The 17,262-nt window shown below is 72.1% G+C and carries 15 protein-coding genes; 11 read left to right on the forward strand and 4 right to left on the reverse strand.

Annotated elements, in window-relative coordinates:
* Nucleotides 1-142 precede the first annotated feature (142 nt).
* Nucleotides 143-2,518: a DNA helicase PcrA gene (pcrA, locus tag AC156L_RS17920; RefSeq protein WP_330879867.1), complete on the reverse strand. Its 2,376-nt coding sequence runs from the start codon at nt 2,516-2,518 to the stop codon at nt 143-145.
* A gap of 345 nt (nt 2,519-2,863) precedes the next feature.
* On the opposite strand from pcrA, the gene AC156L_RS17925 reads away from it, so the two are divergent.
* The gene (locus AC156L_RS17925) at nt 2,864-3,148 is read left to right on the forward strand and encodes a chorismate mutase (RefSeq protein ID WP_330879865.1); all 285 of its coding nucleotides are present in this window, start codon (nt 2,864-2,866) and stop codon (nt 3,146-3,148) included.
* 60 nt (nt 3,149-3,208) lie between these two features.
* Here the strand turns inward: AC156L_RS17925 and AC156L_RS17930 are convergent, their stop codons facing one another.
* On the reverse strand, nt 3,209-4,288 hold the full coding sequence (locus AC156L_RS17930; protein WP_330879863.1) for an arginase family protein: 1,080 nt from the start codon (nt 4,286-4,288) through the stop codon (nt 3,209-3,211).
* Nucleotides 4,289-4,350: 62 nt separating this feature from the next.
* Between AC156L_RS17930 and AC156L_RS17935 the strand changes: the two genes are divergently transcribed.
* The 6 genes from AC156L_RS17935 (at nt 4,351) to AC156L_RS17960 (ending at nt 11,314) form a co-directional block, all read left to right on the forward strand.
* The gene (locus tag AC156L_RS17935) at nt 4,351-4,671 is read left to right on the forward strand and encodes a hypothetical protein (RefSeq protein WP_330879862.1); all 321 of its coding nucleotides are present in this window, start codon (nt 4,351-4,353) and stop codon (nt 4,669-4,671) included.
* Nucleotides 4,672-4,779: 108 nt separating this feature from the next.
* On the forward strand, nt 4,780-5,796 hold the full coding sequence (locus AC156L_RS17940) for a hypothetical protein (protein WP_330879860.1): 1,017 nt from the start codon (nt 4,780-4,782) through the stop codon (nt 5,794-5,796).
* A 172-nt stretch (nt 5,797-5,968) separates the two neighbouring features.
* Nucleotides 5,969-6,805, forward strand: coding sequence for a hypothetical protein (locus tag AC156L_RS17945; RefSeq protein ID WP_330879858.1), 837 nt, complete (start codon nt 5,969-5,971; stop codon nt 6,803-6,805).
* A gap of 263 nt (nt 6,806-7,068) precedes the next feature.
* Nucleotides 7,069-7,830 (forward strand): hypothetical protein, encoded by a 762-nt coding sequence (locus tag AC156L_RS17950; protein ID WP_330879856.1) that lies wholly within the window; start codon nt 7,069-7,071, stop codon nt 7,828-7,830.
* 293 nt (nt 7,831-8,123) lie between these two features.
* Nucleotides 8,124-9,503: a serine/threonine-protein kinase gene (locus AC156L_RS17955; RefSeq protein ID WP_484407038.1), complete on the forward strand. Its 1,380-nt coding sequence runs from the start codon at nt 8,124-8,126 to the stop codon at nt 9,501-9,503.
* 143 nt (nt 9,504-9,646) lie between these two features.
* Nucleotides 9,647-11,314, forward strand: a complete 1,668-nt coding sequence (locus AC156L_RS17960; protein WP_330879852.1) for a serine/threonine-protein kinase — start codon at nt 9,647-9,649, stop codon at nt 11,312-11,314.
* Here the strand turns inward: AC156L_RS17960 and AC156L_RS17965 are convergent, their stop codons facing one another.
* The gene (locus AC156L_RS17965; RefSeq protein WP_330879850.1) at nt 11,315-12,214 is read right to left on the reverse strand and encodes a LysR family transcriptional regulator; all 900 of its coding nucleotides are present in this window, start codon (nt 12,212-12,214) and stop codon (nt 11,315-11,317) included. It abuts the gene before it with no gap.
* Nucleotides 12,215-12,297: 83 nt separating this feature from the next.
* Here AC156L_RS17965 and AC156L_RS17970 point away from each other — a divergent pair, with 83 nt between their 5' ends.
* The 4 genes from AC156L_RS17970 to AC156L_RS17985 all read left to right on the forward strand — a co-directional run bounded on the left by AC156L_RS17970 (nt 12,298) and on the right by AC156L_RS17985 (nt 16,662).
* Entirely contained in the window at nt 12,298-13,221 is a 924-nt protein-coding gene (locus AC156L_RS17970) for a DMT family transporter (RefSeq protein ID WP_330879848.1), read from the forward strand.
* A gap of 179 nt (nt 13,222-13,400) precedes the next feature.
* The gene (locus tag AC156L_RS17975; RefSeq protein WP_330879846.1) at nt 13,401-13,823 is read left to right on the forward strand and encodes an SsgA family sporulation/cell division regulator; all 423 of its coding nucleotides are present in this window, start codon (nt 13,401-13,403) and stop codon (nt 13,821-13,823) included.
* 22 nt (nt 13,824-13,845) lie between these two features.
* Nucleotides 13,846-15,252 (forward strand): serine/threonine-protein kinase, encoded by a 1,407-nt coding sequence (locus AC156L_RS17980; RefSeq protein ID WP_330879844.1) that lies wholly within the window; start codon nt 13,846-13,848, stop codon nt 15,250-15,252.
* 66 nt (nt 15,253-15,318) lie between these two features.
* Nucleotides 15,319-16,662, forward strand: coding sequence for a serine/threonine-protein kinase (locus AC156L_RS17985; protein WP_414720078.1), 1,344 nt, complete (start codon nt 15,319-15,321; stop codon nt 16,660-16,662).
* Here the strand turns inward: AC156L_RS17985 and AC156L_RS17990 are convergent.
* The gene (locus AC156L_RS17990; RefSeq protein WP_330879842.1) at nt 16,643-17,239 is read right to left on the reverse strand and encodes a hypothetical protein; all 597 of its coding nucleotides are present in this window, start codon (nt 17,237-17,239) and stop codon (nt 16,643-16,645) included. The genes AC156L_RS17985 and AC156L_RS17990 overlap by 20 nt on opposite strands.
* Between the last annotated feature and the right edge of the window lie 23 nt (nt 17,240-17,262).

The following is a 17,262-nucleotide window of genomic DNA, read 5'->3' on the forward strand; positions in this document are numbered from 1 at the left end:
GTCGGTTGGCCCCGCTCGGGACGCCGGTCGGTTGGGCGGTCGGCGGGGGTTGTTGGCGCCGTGTGGTGAGGTGCTGCGGCTTTCCGGCAGCGCAGAACGCCGCCTGCCCGTCGGAGAGGGCGGCGGCGTTCTGGGTGTCCGGCTAGAGCTTGGTGATGGGTACGCCGCCGATGAGCATGAGGCGGACCGTTCCGGCGCTGCCGAAGTCGATCGTGGCCGTTGCTCGCGGGCCCGAGCCGTCTACGGCTACGACGCTGCCCAGGCCGTACTTGTCGTGGGTGACGCGGTCGCCGACCTCCAGCGTGATGGCCGGGGCCTCGTTCCAGCCCTTGAACTGGGACGTGCGCATGCCGCGGGCCGCCAGGCCAGCCTGGGCGGAGTCGCCGCCGCCCCTGCGCCACGTGGTGGCCGCGGCGGGGCCGGAGCGTTCCGGCTCGACTCGGCGCCAGTCCACGAGGTCCGTCGGGATCTCGTCCAGGAAGCGGGACGCGGGGTTGGCCGACGGCTGGCCCCAGGCCGAGCGGACCAGGGCTCGGGAGAGGTAGAGGCGCTGCTGGGCGCGGGTGATGCCGACGTAGGCCAGGCGGCGTTCCTCGGCCAGTTCCCGCGGGTCCCCGAGGGCGCGCATGTGCGGGAAGATGCCGTCTTCCCACCCCGTGCTGAAGACGACCGGGTACTCCAGGCCCTTGGCGGTGTGGAGGGTCATCAGGGTGACCATGCCGTCGGAGTCCGCGTCGGGGATGGAGTCGGCGTCCGCCACCAGCGAGACGCGCTCCAGGAAGGCCGCAAGGGAACTCTCGGTGGGCAGGCCCTCGTCCTCCGCGGGGATGTTCACGACCTCGATGGCCTCGGCGTCCGAGGAGACCGGGGCCGCCGCGGTGAGGTCGCCGAACTCGCGGGCCACGGTGACCAGCTCGTTCAGGTTCTCCACGCGCGTGTGGTCCTGGGGGTCCTCGCTGGCCTCCAGTTCGGCGCGGTAGGCCGTCTTCTCCAGCACCGCTTCGAGGATGTCCGCCACGTCGTCGCCGCGCTCGACCAGCTCGCCCAGCTCGTCCATCAGCTCCATGAACCCGGCGATGGACCGCTGGGACCGCGGGTTGAGGAACTGGACCTTGCCCGCCACCGCGTCGCGCAGCGCCGCGTGGAAGCTCATCCGGTACTTCTCGGCGTGGTTCGAGACGCACACCTCGGCGCGGTCGCCGATGCCCCGCTTGGGGACGTTCATGATGCGGCGCACGGACACCGTGTCGTCCGGGTTCGCCAGCGCCCGCAGGTACGCGAGGGCGTCGCGGACCTCGCGGCGCTCGTAGAAGCGGACGCCGCCGACGACCCGGTACGGCAGGCCGAGGCGGATGAAGATCTCCTCGAACACGCGCGACTGGTTGTTCGTGCGGTAGAAGACGGCGATCTCGCCGTTCGTGGCGTCACCGCCGTCGACCAGGCGGTCGATCTCGCCCGCGACGAACGCGGCCTCGTCGTGCTCGTTGTCGGCGACGTAGCCGACGATCTTCTCGCCCTCGCCGAGGTCGCTCCACAGGCGCTTGTCGCGGCGGTCCGGGTTGCGGGAGATGACGGCGTTCGCGGCCGTCAGGATGTTCTGCGTGGACCGGTAGTTCTGCTCCAGCAGGATGGTCGTCGCCTGCGGGTAGTCGCGCTCGAACTCGACGATGTTGCGGATCGTCGCGCCGCGGAACGCGTAGATCGACTGGTCCGCGTCGCCCACGACGCACAGCTCGCCGGGCGGCACGCCGTCCTGCCCGGTGCCGACGAACTCGCGCACCAGCGTGTACTGCGCGTGGTTCGTGTCCTGGTACTCGTCGACGAGGACGTGGCGGAAGCGCCTGCGGTAGTGCTCGGCGACGGCCGGGAAGTTCTGGAGCAGCTCGACCGTGCGCATGATCAGGTCGTCGAAGTCCATGGAGTTCGACTCGCCGAGGCGGCGCTGGTAGGACGAGTAGACCTCGGCGACCCGGCGCTCCAGGTCGTTCGCGGCCCGGGCCGCCGCGGTCTCCGCGTCGACCAGTTCGTTCTTGAGGTTCGAGATGTGGATCGCGAGCGTCCGCGCCGGGTAGCGCTTCGGGTCGAGGTCGAGGTCCCTGGCCACCAACGTGATCAGCCTGCGGGAGTCGTCCGAGTCGTAGATCGAGAAGTTGGACGACATGCCGAGGGTCTTGGCCTCGCGGCGCAGCACGCGCACGCACATCGAGTGGAACGTCGACACCCACATCGACCGCGCGCGCGGGCCGACGAGGTCGGCGACGCGCTCCTTCATCTCGGCCGCGGCCTTGTTGGTGAAGGTGATCGCCATGATCTCGCCGGGGTGCACCCGGCGTTCGGCGAGCAGGTACGCGATGCGGCGGGCGAGGACCCGCGTTTTACCGGAGCCCGCTCCCGCCACCACCAGCAGGGGCGAGCCGGTGTGCTCCACCGCCCGGCGCTGCGCGGGGTTCAGGTCGTCGAGCAACCCGGACGGCCGAGGGGACGGGGGACTCGCGGGCAAGTCGAACAAGGCGCTCATCGTGGGTCCACGTTACCCGTCCCCCGCGGCGACCGGTTCCGCTCACCGCCGAAGGACGAGCGGAACCGTTTGCCCGCAGCGGGAACGGGGTCGGTCGGGTGCCCGTGTCGCGGTGGCGCGCGGTCGCCCGTCCACGTGGTGGTACGCGGTCGCCAGGTGGCGCGGGGCTGTGGCACTATGTGGCTGTGCGTGCGACTCACTTCGAGTTTTACTACGGGACCCGGACTCCGGCTCCCGTGGTCGCCTAGCGCGCGAACAGCCACTGAAGCCCCGGAGTCCTCGGACATCCGGGGCTTTCGTCGCTTCGGGGGTCCGGGACTCAAGCAGAGTTCGAGAGGTCACACCATGAGCACCACCGAAACCCCCGCCGTCGAAACCCCCGCGAGCGCACCGGACATCGACGAGCTGCGCCAGGAGATCGACCGCCTGGACAAGGAGCTGCTGCGCCTCGTGAAGAGGCGCGCCGAGGTCTCCAAGGTCATCGGCGCGGCGCGGATGGCCGCGGGCGGGACGCGGATCGTGCACAACCGCGAGATCGACGTGCTGAACCGCTACAAGGAACTCGGCCCGGACGGCAAGGACCTCGCGATGATCCTGCTGAAGCTGGGTCGCGGCGCGATGGGGCGCTGACCGGCGCGCCGGGCCCGCGGGGCTCTCCGAGTTCCGCACGGCCTCGGCGCGAGGACCCGGTCAGCCGAACGCGTCCCAGTGCGGCGCGTGGGCCGCGCGGACCTCGTCGAGGTCCGCGGTGGTGCACCGGACGTCGTCGGGCACGTAGGCCAGCGGGTCGTCGAGCAGGGGTTCCGGCAGGCGGAGCAGGCCCTCGACCAGTGCGTGCAGGCAGAGGGCGGCGTAGCCGCGCAGGTACCCGCCCTCCTGCGTGACCACCAGGGGCAGGCCGAGGTCGGCGACGCGTCGGCCGATCCGCCGGTAGCCGTCGGCGGTGAGGTTGTGGCGACCGTTGGGGTCGAAGGCGCTGCCGTCGAAGCCGGAGGCGCAGACCACCAGGTCGGGGGCGAACTCGCGCAGCGCCGGGAGGGCGATCTCGTCCAGCGCGCGCAGGTAGGCCTGGTCGCCCGCGCCGAGGGACAGCTCCACGTTGATGTTGCGGCCGTCGACGCCGGTCTCGCCGGGGGCTCCGGTCTGCGGGTGGTTCGCGCCCCACGGGCCGTGGCGCATGTGGATGGACACCGTCAGGACGTCCGGCTGGGCCAGGAAGACCTCCTGGGTGCCGTTGCCGTGGTGGACGTCCCAGTCGAGGACGGCGACCCTCAGGCCTGCTCGACGGGCGGTCTCGGCCACCAGCGCGGCGTTGTTGACCAGGCAGTACCCGTCGGCCATCGTCGGCTGGGCGTGGTGGCCGGGGGGCCTGACCAGCGCGTACGCCACCGGGGCTCCGTCGAGGACCGCGGCCAGCGCCGCCAGGGAGGTGCCCGCCGCGGCCCGGACCGCGTCCCACGAGCCGGGGCCGACGACGGTGTTGACCTCCAGGGCGACCCTGTCGGGGCCCGCGCAGGCCTCGCGCAGGGAGGCCAGGTAGTCGGCGGTGTGGACGCGTTCGAGCTCCTCGTCCGTGGCGAACCTCCCCGTGCGCCACGTGAGGTGCTCCGCGACCGGGCCGTGGAGGAGCGCGTGGCGGAAGGTGCGCAGGCGGGCGGCGTTCTCGGGGTGCTGTTCGAGGACGTCGAGCCAGGCCCAGTCGCCCGGCAGCTCCCACAGGCCCTCGCCCGCGTCGTGCTCCAGGCAGGCGTCGTGCCAGAAGATCTCCACCCGTCCGGGATATCAGGGGGATCACCGATGGTCCAGCGGTTGTCGCGAGGCACACTGGGGGCATGAGCATCGTCATCGGCCTCATCGCAGGCATCATCGCCATCGTCGGGGTGCTGGCCGCCTTGGCGCACGACGGCTACCTCGCCATGCTCGGCTCGGCCGCCAAGAAGAAGGCCGCCGCCGGCGCACCGATCGCGCAGTACGTCCGCAGCCGGTACACCGTCGCGGGCGTCACGACCGTGGCCGCGCTGATCGGGCTGCTGATCACCACGGGCGACAACTACGGCGCGGACATCATCGGCGCGCTGATCGCGGGCGGCAGCGGGCTGGCCGCCACGAGCGCCCTCCAGAGCAGTCGCAAGCGCCTGAACAGCGGCGCATGACCTGAACGGCCGCCAAGTCCAGCAAGTTCACACTTATGGGTGTCACCGCCCGTCACATGGTGGCCCCGGACAGCTACGTCCCCGACCTGCACCTACCCTCAGGTAGGTGTGGGTGTTCGTGGGCACCTGACCCGGCCCCGCACCGTGCCGGAGCGGGAGGGTCTGCACACCATGGACGACGGGGCTGGAGCGGGAGACCGCGGCAAGCACCGGCTGCGCGAGCGCGCGGCGGGCTGGCCTCACCACGAGGACGGGCTGGAACCGAGCGCGCACACCCGGCGGGCCCTCGGGCCCGGCCAGGTGCCCGCGCAGCGCGGCGGCAGGCCCGCCCCCGACCCGCTGGTCGACTCCGACGGCAGCGGCCTGCGGAAGTTCAACATCGGCCTCGTCCCGGCGTCCGTGACGCCGCCCCGCACGTGGAAGCGCGCCGCCTGGTTCGCGGTCGCGGCGTCGGCGGGGGTCCTGGTCGGGCTGGCCGTCGCCGCGGCGAAGCTGGTCGGCACCACCGGGTCCGCCGAGCGCGTCACCATGCCGGAGTACCCGGCCGCCGTGCCCATCGTGACCGACTTCGGCACCCGCACGTCCAGGCCCTCACCCGCGGCCCCGCCCCCGGAGACGAGGCCCCAGGCCCCCGGACGGGCGTCCTGGGCGCCGTCGGCGGCGGCACCGTCCGGTGCGGCGACGGCGAGCGGTGGCAGCAGCACGTCCGGCGGTGCGGGCCGGGCCTCGGCCACGTCCACCGGAGCACCGGCGAGCACGCCTGTCCCGACCTCGCCGACCGTCACGACGGTGCCGAGCGGGGAGGCGCCGCTGGTCGACTCGACGGCCATCGCCCACCGGACGGAGAAGTTCTACGAGGAGCTGGCGAGCAGCACCGAGACGGCCATGACGATGGCGACCGAGGCCTTCCGGTCCAACGCCGAGGCGGTGCTGGAGCAGCGGTTCGCGGACGTGTCGCTGGTCGAGGTCAAGGACATCAGCGTGGACCCGAGCAGGGGGATCACCATCAGCACGCTCCAGATCACGAACAAGGACGGCACCGCGAGCACCGAGCGGCGCGAGCTGACCTTCACCTTGAGTGGTGATCCCTTGATCAACGCCGAACGGCTCACAGCAATCGGCTAACGGTCATTAGCGAACGCACAGCACGACGCCGCGCGGTAGCCACTGCTCCATTCGAGCGACACCCTCCGACCGCTGAACGCCACGAAAAGGTGAATGCGCGAGTCGAACTGGCTATGCGCAGGCCAATCGCGGTACGAGTTCTGCCGACCAAGAAGGTACGGAGGAGCCGCCAGTGCAGCGCCCTACGACGACCGGCAGACGGCACGACCGCGCCGGATCGATCACCGTGGAAGAGCTGATCCGGAAGCAGCCGATCCCGATCCGCATCCCCTCCGTGGAAGAGGCCGACACCAACGTCCTCGTCCAGGAGGTCCTCGGTCTGGAGGAGGCGAAGTACCACCGCCGCCCCAACCGGGCGGCCAAGGCCGCGGGCCTGGTGACCGGCGCGCTCGTGCTGGTCGCGTCCGTGGCCGCCGCGTCGATCCTGGCGGGCAAGCGGCCGGAGGGCCCGGCCGAGCCGCCCGTCGCGGCCCCCATCGAGCTGAGCGGCTCGACCGCGCTGCGCCCCGACCTGCTCAGCGCCCGGCTCGGCAACGAGCGGCCCACCGCACCGGCGGCCGAGACCGGCGGCCCCACCTCGCAGCCGTCCGCCTCCGCCGAGCCGAACGCGCCGCTCGCGGCCGACCCGGTGACCGCGTCGAGCGCTCCGCCCACCCAGCCGGCCGCGGCGCCGCCCCCGGTGGCCCCGGTGGCCCCGACCCCGCGGACCAGGATCGACGTCGTCCGCGACTTCTACGAGCTGCTGCCCGCGAAGCCCGCCGAGGCGGCACGGCTGCTGACCGCCGACCTGGTGGGTGCCAACCCGGTCGACTTCATCCGGTCGTGGAGCACGATCAAGGCCATCACGGTCGAGGGCACGAGTCCGCAACCGGACGGCAGCGTGCTGGCCGAGGTGTCGATGCAGGAGCTCGACGGGCGGTGGCTGAGGGTGCAGCAGCGCTTCTGGTTCGCCGACACGTCCACGCCGAAGATCACGGCGACGGAACTCCTCTCAGCGCAGCGAAGTTGACTGCACGTAGCCGACACCCCCCTAAATGCTCACTCAGAGTTTCCTTAAATAAGGTTTAACCCGAGAAAATCCCCCAAAGGGGTTACAAGCGGGGTCACGATTCGGTATCCATGTTCCCGGTCAGTGAACGCAGTGCAGTTGCTGGGAAGGTGTGACACGCGGTGTCGAACGAGGACAAACGTCGTCGGCGAGATGGATCGACCGCTCAGCTCTCGGTAGCGGAGCTCCTCGCCCGGCGTGAAGCCGAGACACAGGAGATCCCGGTGTACCGCGAGGTCGAGGAGGACACGGTCCGCTTCACGCCGGTGACGCCCCCCGCCGCGCTGTCGACCGCGCCGATCTCCCGCCAGTCGCTGTCCGGCCGCGAGCTGCACGTCGCCGAGCTGCTGCGCCGCGAAGGCCGCCCCGCCGACGAGGAACGCGGCGGCATGAAGATCAGCAAGCTCGTCGCCATCGCCAGCGGCGGCGTCGTCCTCTGCGGCACGGTCGCCTTCGGCGCGTCCCAGTGGCTCGGCTCCCCCGACGAGCGCCCCCTCGCCGACGTGCGCTTCGACGACCGCCCGGCGGCCCGCGGCTCCAACAACACCAACGGCGGCATCGGCGCCCTCGCCCTCCCCGGCACGCCGCCCAGCACGACCACCGCGGAGACCACCACCCAGCAGCGGACGCAGGAGCAGGCCGCACCGCAGCAGCAGGCCCAGCCGCGCTCGGCCCCCACCCAGCAGCAGGCTCCCGCCACGCAGTCGCCCGACACGCGGACGACGAACCCGACCACCCCGACGTCCGAGTCGACCACGCAGTCGCCCTCGCCCGCGACGGGCACCCCGACGTCGCCGGGCACGACGACCCCGCCGCCCAGCAGCAGCACGCCGCCGCCGTCGTCCGACTCGACCACGCCCCCGTCGTCCAGCACGCCGCCGCCCTCCAGCACGCCGCCGTCCTCCGAGGCGCCGTCCAACGGCATCGACCTCGGGATCGACCTCGGCCTCAGCCTCGGCGGCTTCGACTTCTTCGCCGAGGTCTAGGAGCACGCCGCTAGGCCGTCCGGCCCAAAATCCGACGACTTTCCTCGTGAACCGGTGACGGCGCGGACGGGTATCGGGTATCCCTTCGCGATCCGTGTTCGACGGTGCGTGACCTGCACAACGGTCCGAAAGCCGCCGTCACGGCCGGGGTAGGCTCTGCTGGCGATGACAGCCCGACACGGCGATGAGCGGTGCCCTACCCTGATCCGCCAACCGGAGCGCACGACGAGGAGCCCCAGCGTGAGACCTGCTGCACCTGCCGCGGTCCCGCAGCACCCACGCGAGGTGGCCAGGTGAGCGGCGAGGGTCAACTGATCGCCGACCGCTACCGGTTCCTCGACCGCATCGGCAGCGGTGCCATGGGCATCGTCTGGCGTGCGCAGGACGAGCGGCTCGGCCGGATCGTGGCGGTCAAGCAGCTGCTGCTGCAAGCGGGCATGGACACCCGCGAGCACGACGAGGCGATCCAGCGCGCCATGCGCGAGGGCCGCATCGCGGCGAAGCTGCACCACCAGAACGCCATCGCGGTCTACGACGTGGTCGAGGAGAACGGCGCGCCGTGCCTCGTCATGGAGTACCTGCCGTCCTACAGCCTCGCGGACACGCTTTCCGAGTACGGGGCGCTGGACCCCCTCCAGGTCGCCAGGATCGGCGCACAGGCCGCCTCAGCGCTCGCGGCGGCCCACGCGGCGGGCATCGTCCACCGCGACGTGAAGCCCGGCAACGTGCTCATCGCGGACAGCGGTCTGGTGAAGATCACCGACTTCGGCATCTCGCGCGCCACCGACGACATCACGGTCACCAAGACCGGCCTGATCGCGGGCACCCCGGCCTACCTGGCGCCGGAGATCGCCAGGGGCTCGGACCCGACGCCCGCGTCGGACGTGTTCTCGCTCGGCTCGACGCTGTACGCGGCGGCCGAGGGCGAACCCCCGTTCGGGCTCAGCGAGAACACCCTGGGCGTGCTCCACGCGGTCGCCGCGGGGCGCATCAACCCGCCGACGCACGAGGGCCCGCTCACCGACGTGCTGCTCCGGCTGCTCAACGTCGACCCCGCGGACCGGCCCACGATGGGCCAGGCCCGCGACCTGCTGGCGGCCGTGGCCGCTGGCCGCAACCCCAGCCTGACCGGTCTGCGGGCCGCCAGCACGCCCGGCGTGCTGCCCGTCGCCGGTCCGACCGCCGTGCTCGACCCCGACCGCACCCGCGTGGTGTCGGCGGGCGGCGCGGGCACCGGGTACCGCACCGGCCAGCACGCGCAGCCCCGCACCGTCGGGCCCTCCCGTCCGGTGGCACCGCCGCCGGGCTCCGGCAACCGGCCGCTGGCCGTCGCGGCGGCCGTGCTGGTCGGGCTGCTGCTGTTCGGCGGCCTGCTGATCATGCTCGGCGTGTTCGACAAGAAGGACCAGAAGTCGCCGATCGTCCCCCCGGCCAGTTCCTCCTCGACGGTCGCGACCACGACGACGACTCCCAAGCCGGAGCCGACGACCGTGGAGACGACGGAGGAGACGACGACCGAGGAGCCGACCACCACGACGACGACCACCACGACCACCACCACGACGACGACGACCAAGCCGCCGACGTCGACGACGACGAGCACGACGACGACCACCACCACGAAGACGACCACTCCCACGACGACCTCGGCCCCGCAACCCGGTGGCGGTTGAGTTAGCTCGTAAGGTGGACCCCACACACGGACGGGTTAAATTCGAACCCAACCCCGTGTAACTACGTTTGTGCCCTAGTGGCGGTAACCCGAGGTTGGGTCGCCACTGACGAAGACACACCGCAATCACTCATGGGAGCAGCCGTGACCGACGATGGTCGCCTGGTCGCAGGCCGCTACCGATTGGGAACCCGAATCGGTAGCGGTGCGATGGGCGTCGTTTGGCAGGCGCACGACCAGCGCCTGCACCGCATCGTCGCGGTCAAGCAGCTCTTGCTCCAGCCCGGCCTGGCCGCGGCTGACACGGACGAGGCGAAGCGCAGGGCCATGCGCGAGGGGCGGATCGCCGCCCGCTTGCAGCACCCGCACGCCATCGCCGTGTACGACGTGGCGGAGGACGACGGCCAGCCGTGGCTGGTCATGGAGTACCTGCCGTCCAAGAGCCTCTCCACCGTGCTGTCCGAGCGGGGCACGCTGTCGCCCCGCGACGTGGCCTCGATCGGCGAGCAGGTCGCGTCGGCGCTGACCGCCGCGCACAACGCCGGGATCGTGCACCGCGACATCAAGCCGGGCAACATCCTGCTCGGCGACGAGGGCGTCGTGAAGATCACGGACTTCGGCATCTCGCGGGCCACCGGCGACGTCACGGTCACCGCGACCGGGATGCTCGCGGGCACCCCCGCGTACCTGGCGCCCGAGGTGGCGAAGGGCTACGACCCCGGCTCGCCGTCGGACGTGTTCTCGCTCGGCTCCACGCTGTACGCCGCGATCGAGGGCGCGCCGCCGTTCGGGCTGAACGAGAACACCATCGCGCTGCTGCACCAGGTCGCGTCCGGCAAGGTCAACCCGCCGAAGCAGGCCGGACCGCTGACCGCGCTGCTGATGCGGCTGCTCCGCCCGGAGCCGGAGGACCGCCCGACGATGGCCGAGGCGCGCGAGGCGCTGGCCGCCATCGCCGCGGGCCGGGCCGCCCCCGAGTTCCCGATGGCCGCGCCGCAGGTCAGCCCGCCGTCGTGGCGCGGCACGCCCGTGTCGTCGGACCTCCAGACCCGCGCGATGTCGCAGCAGGCAGCGGTCAACACGCCGCCGCCCGGCACCCGCATCGACGTGCGCCCCGGCCCACCACCTCCGCCGCAGCAGCAGCACAAGCCCGCGCAGCAGTCGTACCAGCAGCCCTACCAGCAGCAGCGGCCGGCCGCGGTGCCGCCGCGGCAGCGCCCGCCCAAGCGGTCGTTCGGGGCGGCGGGCACCGGCCCCGGCTCCGGCAAGCAGCGGTCGACGATGATCACCGCGCTCGCCATCGTGGCCGCGGCGGTCGTCGGCATCATGCTGGCCAGCTTCCTGTCCGACGGTGGCGGTGACACCGACAAGCGCGCCGACCCCGGCACGTCGGCCACCCAGTCGAACCCGCAGAACCCGCCGAGCGAGGTGGACGACTCGCCGGAGGCGGGCGGGGGCTCCAAGCAGCCCCCCAAGATCACCGGTGGCGCCGGTCCCGACCGGGCCACGCAGGAAAAAATGATCAAGGACTACTTCGCGCTCGCGCCGAAGGACCCCGACGCGGCGTTCCAGTGGCTGCTCCCGGACATGCAGTCCCAGAGCGGCGGTCTCGCGACCTACAAGGGCTTCTGGGCGGGCATCAAGAGCGTCGACATCGAGAACATCACGCTCAACGAGGAGTTCGCGTACGTCGTGGACCTGAAGTACACGGCCAAGGACAAGGCGGTCACCAAGGAGCGCAAGCTCATCGTGCTGAACTGGTCCGGCTCCGTGGTGCTGCTCCAGCGCGAGCAGAGGCTCGGCACCTACTAGTCAACTCGCCGCCGCGGCCTCCTTGAGGGCGTCCAGGAGGCTCGCCGCGGCCGGGTTGACGGCGCCCGCCTCGCGGAAGGCCGCGTAGATGCCCCGGTGCGGCTCGGGCCTGCGCAGGCGCCGCACGACGACGCCGGGGTGGGCCACGCCGAGGCCGAGCTTCGGGACGATCGTGACGCCGAGGCCTGCGGCCACGAAGCCCTGCGCGGTCGGGTAGTCGTCGGACTCGACGACGAAGTTGGGCGCGAACCCGGCACCCGCGCAGGCGTCGAGGACGATGTCGCGGCACGCGCCGGGCGGTATCGCGGAGTCCACCCACGGGTCGTCGGCCAGGTCGTTCAGGTCGAGCACGCGCTTGCGGACCAGCTCGTGCCCGCGCGGCAGGACGGCCAGGTACGGGTCGTCCAGCAGGTGCACCAGCTGGACGCCGGGCGCCGCCTCGGCGGTGCGGGGGTGGACCACGATCGCCACGTCGGCGCGGCCCGCGACGATCTCCAGCATCGGGTCCAGCGGCTCGGTGAGCTTGAGGTCGAGCTTCACCGACGGGTGCTCGGCGCGGAACCTGGCCACCGCGGGCGGCACGAGCGCGGCGCCCGCCGTGGCGAAGTAGCGGACGCGGAGACGGCCCGTGCGGCCCGCCCTGAGGTCCGTCAGCGCCGCCTCGGCCTCCACCAGGCGGTCGGTGATGGCCGCCGCGTGCTCGGTGAGCAGCTTCCCGGCCTCGGTGGCGCGGACGCCGCGCCCGACGCGCTCCAGCAGGGCCATGCCCACCTGCTTCTCCAGCGCCGCCACCTGCTGGCTGATGGCGGACGGCGTGTAGCCCAGGTTCGTGGCCGCCGCGGTGATGGAACCGCTGGTCACGACGGCTCTGAGGACCTGCATCCTGCGTACGTCGAGCATGGCCTCGACCTTACAGTTCCGCTACAAGGTCATGCAGTTCTTTTCACTTGTGCTGACGCTTTGCCGGACGCATCGTGGACCACGTGAACACACCCGGCACGCTGATCAGGTTCGGCGCACTCGCACTCGTCTGGGGCTCCAGCTTCCTGTGGATCAAGATCGCCCTGACCGGCCTGTCGCCGGTCCAGATCGCGGTCGTGCGGACGGCGCTGGGCGCCGCCGTCATCGTCGCGCTCGTCTACGCCCGCGGTCACCGCCTGCCGCGGTCCCGCACGGCGTGGGGGCACCTGACCATCGCCGCGATCTTCGGCAACGTCATCCCGTTCATCCTGTTCGCGGTCGGCGAGAAGACCGTGGACTCCGGTGTGGCGGGCGTCATCAACTCGACCACGCCCCTGTGGACGCTGGCGATCGGCCTGCTGCTCGGGTTCGAGAAGCAGCGCGGCGGGGCGCGGCTGGCGGGCCTGGTGCTGGGCTTCGCCGGAACGCTGCTGATCTTCGCGCCGTGGGAGCGGTCGGGGCTGGCGAGCTGGGGCGCGCTGGCGTGCCTCGCGGCGGCCGCGAGCTACGCCGTGGCGTACGTGTACATCGGCCGCACGCTGTCCGGGCAGGGCCTGACGTCGATGCAGCTCTCCTCGACCCAGCTGGTCATCGGCACCGGCCTCACGACGCTGGTGGTGCCGGTGGCGGGCCTCCAGCCGGTGCACCTGAACCTCGGCGCGGTGGTCGCGGTCGTCATCCTCGGCGTGCTCGGCACCGGGGTCGCGTTCGTCATCAACTACCGGCTGATCGCGGACGAGGGCCCGACCAACGCCACCACGGTCGGCTACCTGCTGCCCGTCGTCTCGGTGCTCCTCGGGGCGGCGTTCCTGGGCGAGGCGCTCAGCGTCCGGGTCGTCGCGGGCATGGTCGTCGTGCTGTTCGGCATCGCGCTGACCCGTCGCCGCCCCGTCACGGTTGTCGCACCCGTCGACACCCGACCGGTACAGCCCGTGATCCTGAAGTGATCAACTATCACTCAGCGTGACGCGGCGGCGGAGCCAGTTGAGACAGGCCACCAGGGCAAACAGGCACGAGTGAGACGTGCGTCTCCCCCGATAGCGTGGTTGTCAGGCGAATAGCGTCTCGGAGCGCTGTCTCGGACGTCTCTTCCCATGAGAGCGTGAACAACGCAGGTAGGGAAGGGATGAGCCAGATGGCCGAGAACACGATCATCACCGCGAGCACCACGTTCCAGCTGCTGGTCCCCGGCATCGCGCCGGCACCGGTCGAAGCGGAACTCCAGTACAACCCGGAGGACCCGTACGCGGTCGCCGTGCTGTTCCACACCGGGCAGGGCAAGGTCGAGTGGATGTTCGCCCGCGACCTGCTGGCCGACGGGCTGCTGACGCCGTCCGGCGAGGGCGACATCATGGTGCGGCCCGCGGCCGACGACCCGGAGCGAGTCCTGCTGGAGCTGAACGCCCCCACCGGGTTCGCGATCCTGTCGGCCGTGGCCGAGCACATCGCCGAGTTCCTCGACCTCACCTACGACGTCGTGCAGCCCGGTGAAGAGGACCTGTGGATCGACTTCGACCGGGAGTTGGCGAAGCTCGTCGCCAGCAGCTGACCGGCCCGCTAGCCTGCTCGGCGTGAACGCTGTCGGCGGTCGGTACGCCCTCCGGGAGGAGATCGGCAGCGGCGGGATGGGTGTGGTGTGGCTGGCTCACGACGGGCTGCTGCACCGCGAGGTGGCGGTCAAGCAGCTCAAGCTGCCCGACCTGGCACCGGCGGCGTCCGAGGTGGCCCGCACCCGCGCCATGCGCGAGGCCCGCATCGCGGCCCGGCTGCAACACCCGAACGCGATCGTGGTCTACGACGTGGTCGTCGAGGACGACCTGCCGTGGATCGTCATGGAGTACCTGCCGTCCCGCAGCCTCGCGGCGCTGGTCGAGGAGCGGGGCCCGCTGAACCCGGCCGAGGCGGCCCGGATCGGCGAGAGGATCGCGAGAGCGCTGGCCGCGGCGCACGCGAAGGGCATCGTGCACCGCGACGTGAAGCCCGGCAACGTCCTGATCGGCCACGACGGAGCCGTGAAGCTCACCGACTTCGGCATCTCCCGCGCGACCGGCGACACCACCATCACCGAGGCGGGCGCGCTCGCGGGAACCCCCGCGTACCTGGCGCCCGAGGTGGCGCGCGGCGACGCACCGGACGCGCGGTCGGACGTGTTCTCGCTCGGCGCGACCCTGTACGCGGCCGTCGAGGCCCGGTCCCCCTACGGCGTCAGCGACAACAACCTCGGCCTGCTCCACCGGGCCGCCACCGGCAGGGTGGCGCGCCCCACCCGCGCGGGTTCGCTGTCCCGCCCCCTCGAACTGCTGCTGGCCGTCGACCCGGCCGAGCGGCCCACCGCGGCCCGCGCCGCGGACCTGCTGGACGTCCTGCCCACCGAGGTGATCCCCACCCCGAAGGGCATCCCGGTCCAGGTCCCGCCGCCCGCGGGTCCGACGTGGCCGATCGCACGGCCCGCCTCGCACCTCCCGCCACCCGCGTCCACCTCGCACCTCCCGCCACCCGCTCCCGCCTCCGCCCCGCGGTCGCGGCCCCGGTGGCTCCTCCCCGTCGCCGCGGCGTGCCTGCTGGCGGTGGTCGCCCTCGTCGCGACGTCGTTCCTGCCCACCGGCGGCGGAACGCCCGGCACCGACCAGGGCGCCCCCACCTCCACGACGGGGTCCGGCCAGGCCGTCGTCCTCACCGACCAGGTGGCGTCGAACTTCGTGCTCGGCTACTTCCGCGCGATGAAGCACGAGTCGCGGACGTCGTGGGAGAAGATGGCCGAGGCGACCCGGCCGCCCTACGACGAGTTCGTGGAGTCCGTGGCGCGGTACGACGAGGTGGTCCCGCAGGCCAACCCCGAGGTCGCCGCCAAGGGCCCGGACTTCCTGGTGATCGGCAAGGTCGACCTCGTCGAGGACGGCAGGAGGACCGTCGACACCTACCGGGTCCTGGTGACGCTGGTCGACGGCGAGCCCAAGATCGCGGACCAGGAGGAGTAGCGCGACCCTCCATCTGAGACGACCGTTGTCGTCGCCCGTGGACCGACCGCCGGTTAACCTGCTCGCGTGGTGAACGCGGTCGGCGAGCGGTACCTCCTGCTGGGGCAGATCGGTGCCGGCGCGATGGGCGTGGTCTGGCGGGCTCGCGACGAACTGCTGCACCGCGAGGTGGCGGTCAAGCAGCTCAAGCTGCCCGACCTCGACCCGGCGGCGACCGACCTGGCCCGCACCCGCGCCATGCGCGAGGCCCGCATCGCGGCCCGGCTCCAGCACCCGAACGCCATCGGCGTCTACGACGTGGTCGTCCAGGACGACCTGCCGTGGATCGTCATGGAGTACCTGCCGTCCCGCAGCCTCGCGGCGCTGCTGGCCGAGCACGGGCCGCTCCACCCGAACGAGGCGGCGCGGATCGGCGGCAAGGTCGCGGCCGCGCTGGCGGCGGCGCACGCGAAGGGCATCACGCACCGCGACGTGAAACCCGGCAACGTCCTGATCGGCCACGACGGCACGGTCAAGCTCACCGACTTCGGCATCTCCCGCCTGGTCGGCGACGGCACGCTCACCGAGGCGGGCATGATCTCCGGCACCCCCGCCTACCTGGCCCCCGAGGTCGCCCGCGGTGACGCCCCCGACGCGCGGTCGGACGTGTTCTCGCTCGGCGCGACCCTCTACGCGATGACCGAGCACAAGTCGCCGTACGGGCCGACCGACAACAACCTCGGCCTCATCTACCGGGCGGCCACCGGCCGGATCGACCCGCCGTCACGGGCGGGCGCGCTGACCGGACCCCTCCGGCGGCTGCTGGCGAACGACCCGTCGCAGCGCCCCACCGCCGCCGAGACGGTCGACCTGCTCGCGGGTCGCGGGCAGACCCCGGTCGTCCAGCCCCGCGCGGGCGGGCCGAGACCCACTCCCCAGTGGATCGCCCCCGTGGTCGCCGCCGCCGTGCTGGTGGCCGGGATCGCGGGCGTGCTGGTGTTCCTGCCGCCCGCCAACGACGACCGCGTGCCCACCACGTACAGCGAGAACGTGCCGGGTCAGGACCCGAACCTCCCGGCGGTCGACACGACGCCCCCACCCGTCGACGTCTCCGGCGCGCCGAGCCCGGTGAACGCGGCGGCGGACTTCGTGCGCAACCACTACCTCCTGGTCGCCGACGACCCCACGACGGCGTGGGAGAACCTGGCGAAGAACTTCCGGCCGCCGCTGGAGGAGTACGAGGGCTTCTGGGCCAAGTACGACGAGGTGCGGCCGGACGTCCTGACCGTGTCGGCCGGGCAGAACGGCGGCTACGCCGTGGACGTCGAGCTGACCTTCGTGCTCGGCGGCAGCACGAACGTCGAGACCTACCGGGTCGGCGTCGAGACCGCCGAGGGCGCGCAGAAGATCGTCAGCTCGGCGAAGCTGTGAGCGCCAGCTCCAGCAGCGCGTACCCGCCGCCGCCCACGACGACGCCCATCAGCGAGCCGACCAGCACCTGCGCGGTCGTGTGGTCGCCCAGCTCCACCCGCGACCACGCCACGAGCAGGGCGGGCACGACGAGCACCAGCAGCCACGGCCCGTGGACGACGGCGCCCACGACCACCGCGGCGAACGCCACGGCCGCGTGCAGCGACACCTTCCACTTCAGGCCGAACGTGATGGCCATGCTGACGACCAGCGACGCGAACATGCTGCCCGCCAGCGCGAGCATCTCGGGGGGCGCTCCACCCAGCACGAGCACGGTGGTGCCGACCGCCAGCGAACCGCCCGCCGCCACCAGGGGAACCAGCCTGCCCTCGCGGTTGGTGACGTGGTGGCCCTCCCAGCGACCGCTGCGGGCGCCCTTCACGATGACGACCATCGGGACCACCGAGGCCGTGACGGCGACGACGAGCCCCCACGCGACCGTCGGCCACAGCGCGCGGGTCGCGGCGGCGGCCACGGCGAACGGCAGCGTGAGCACCCACACCCAGGGTGCGAGCACCTCGGTGGCGAAGCGGGCCAAGCGGTGAACCGGTTGTGACGTGC

The organism is Umezawaea sp., assembly GCF_057122925.1.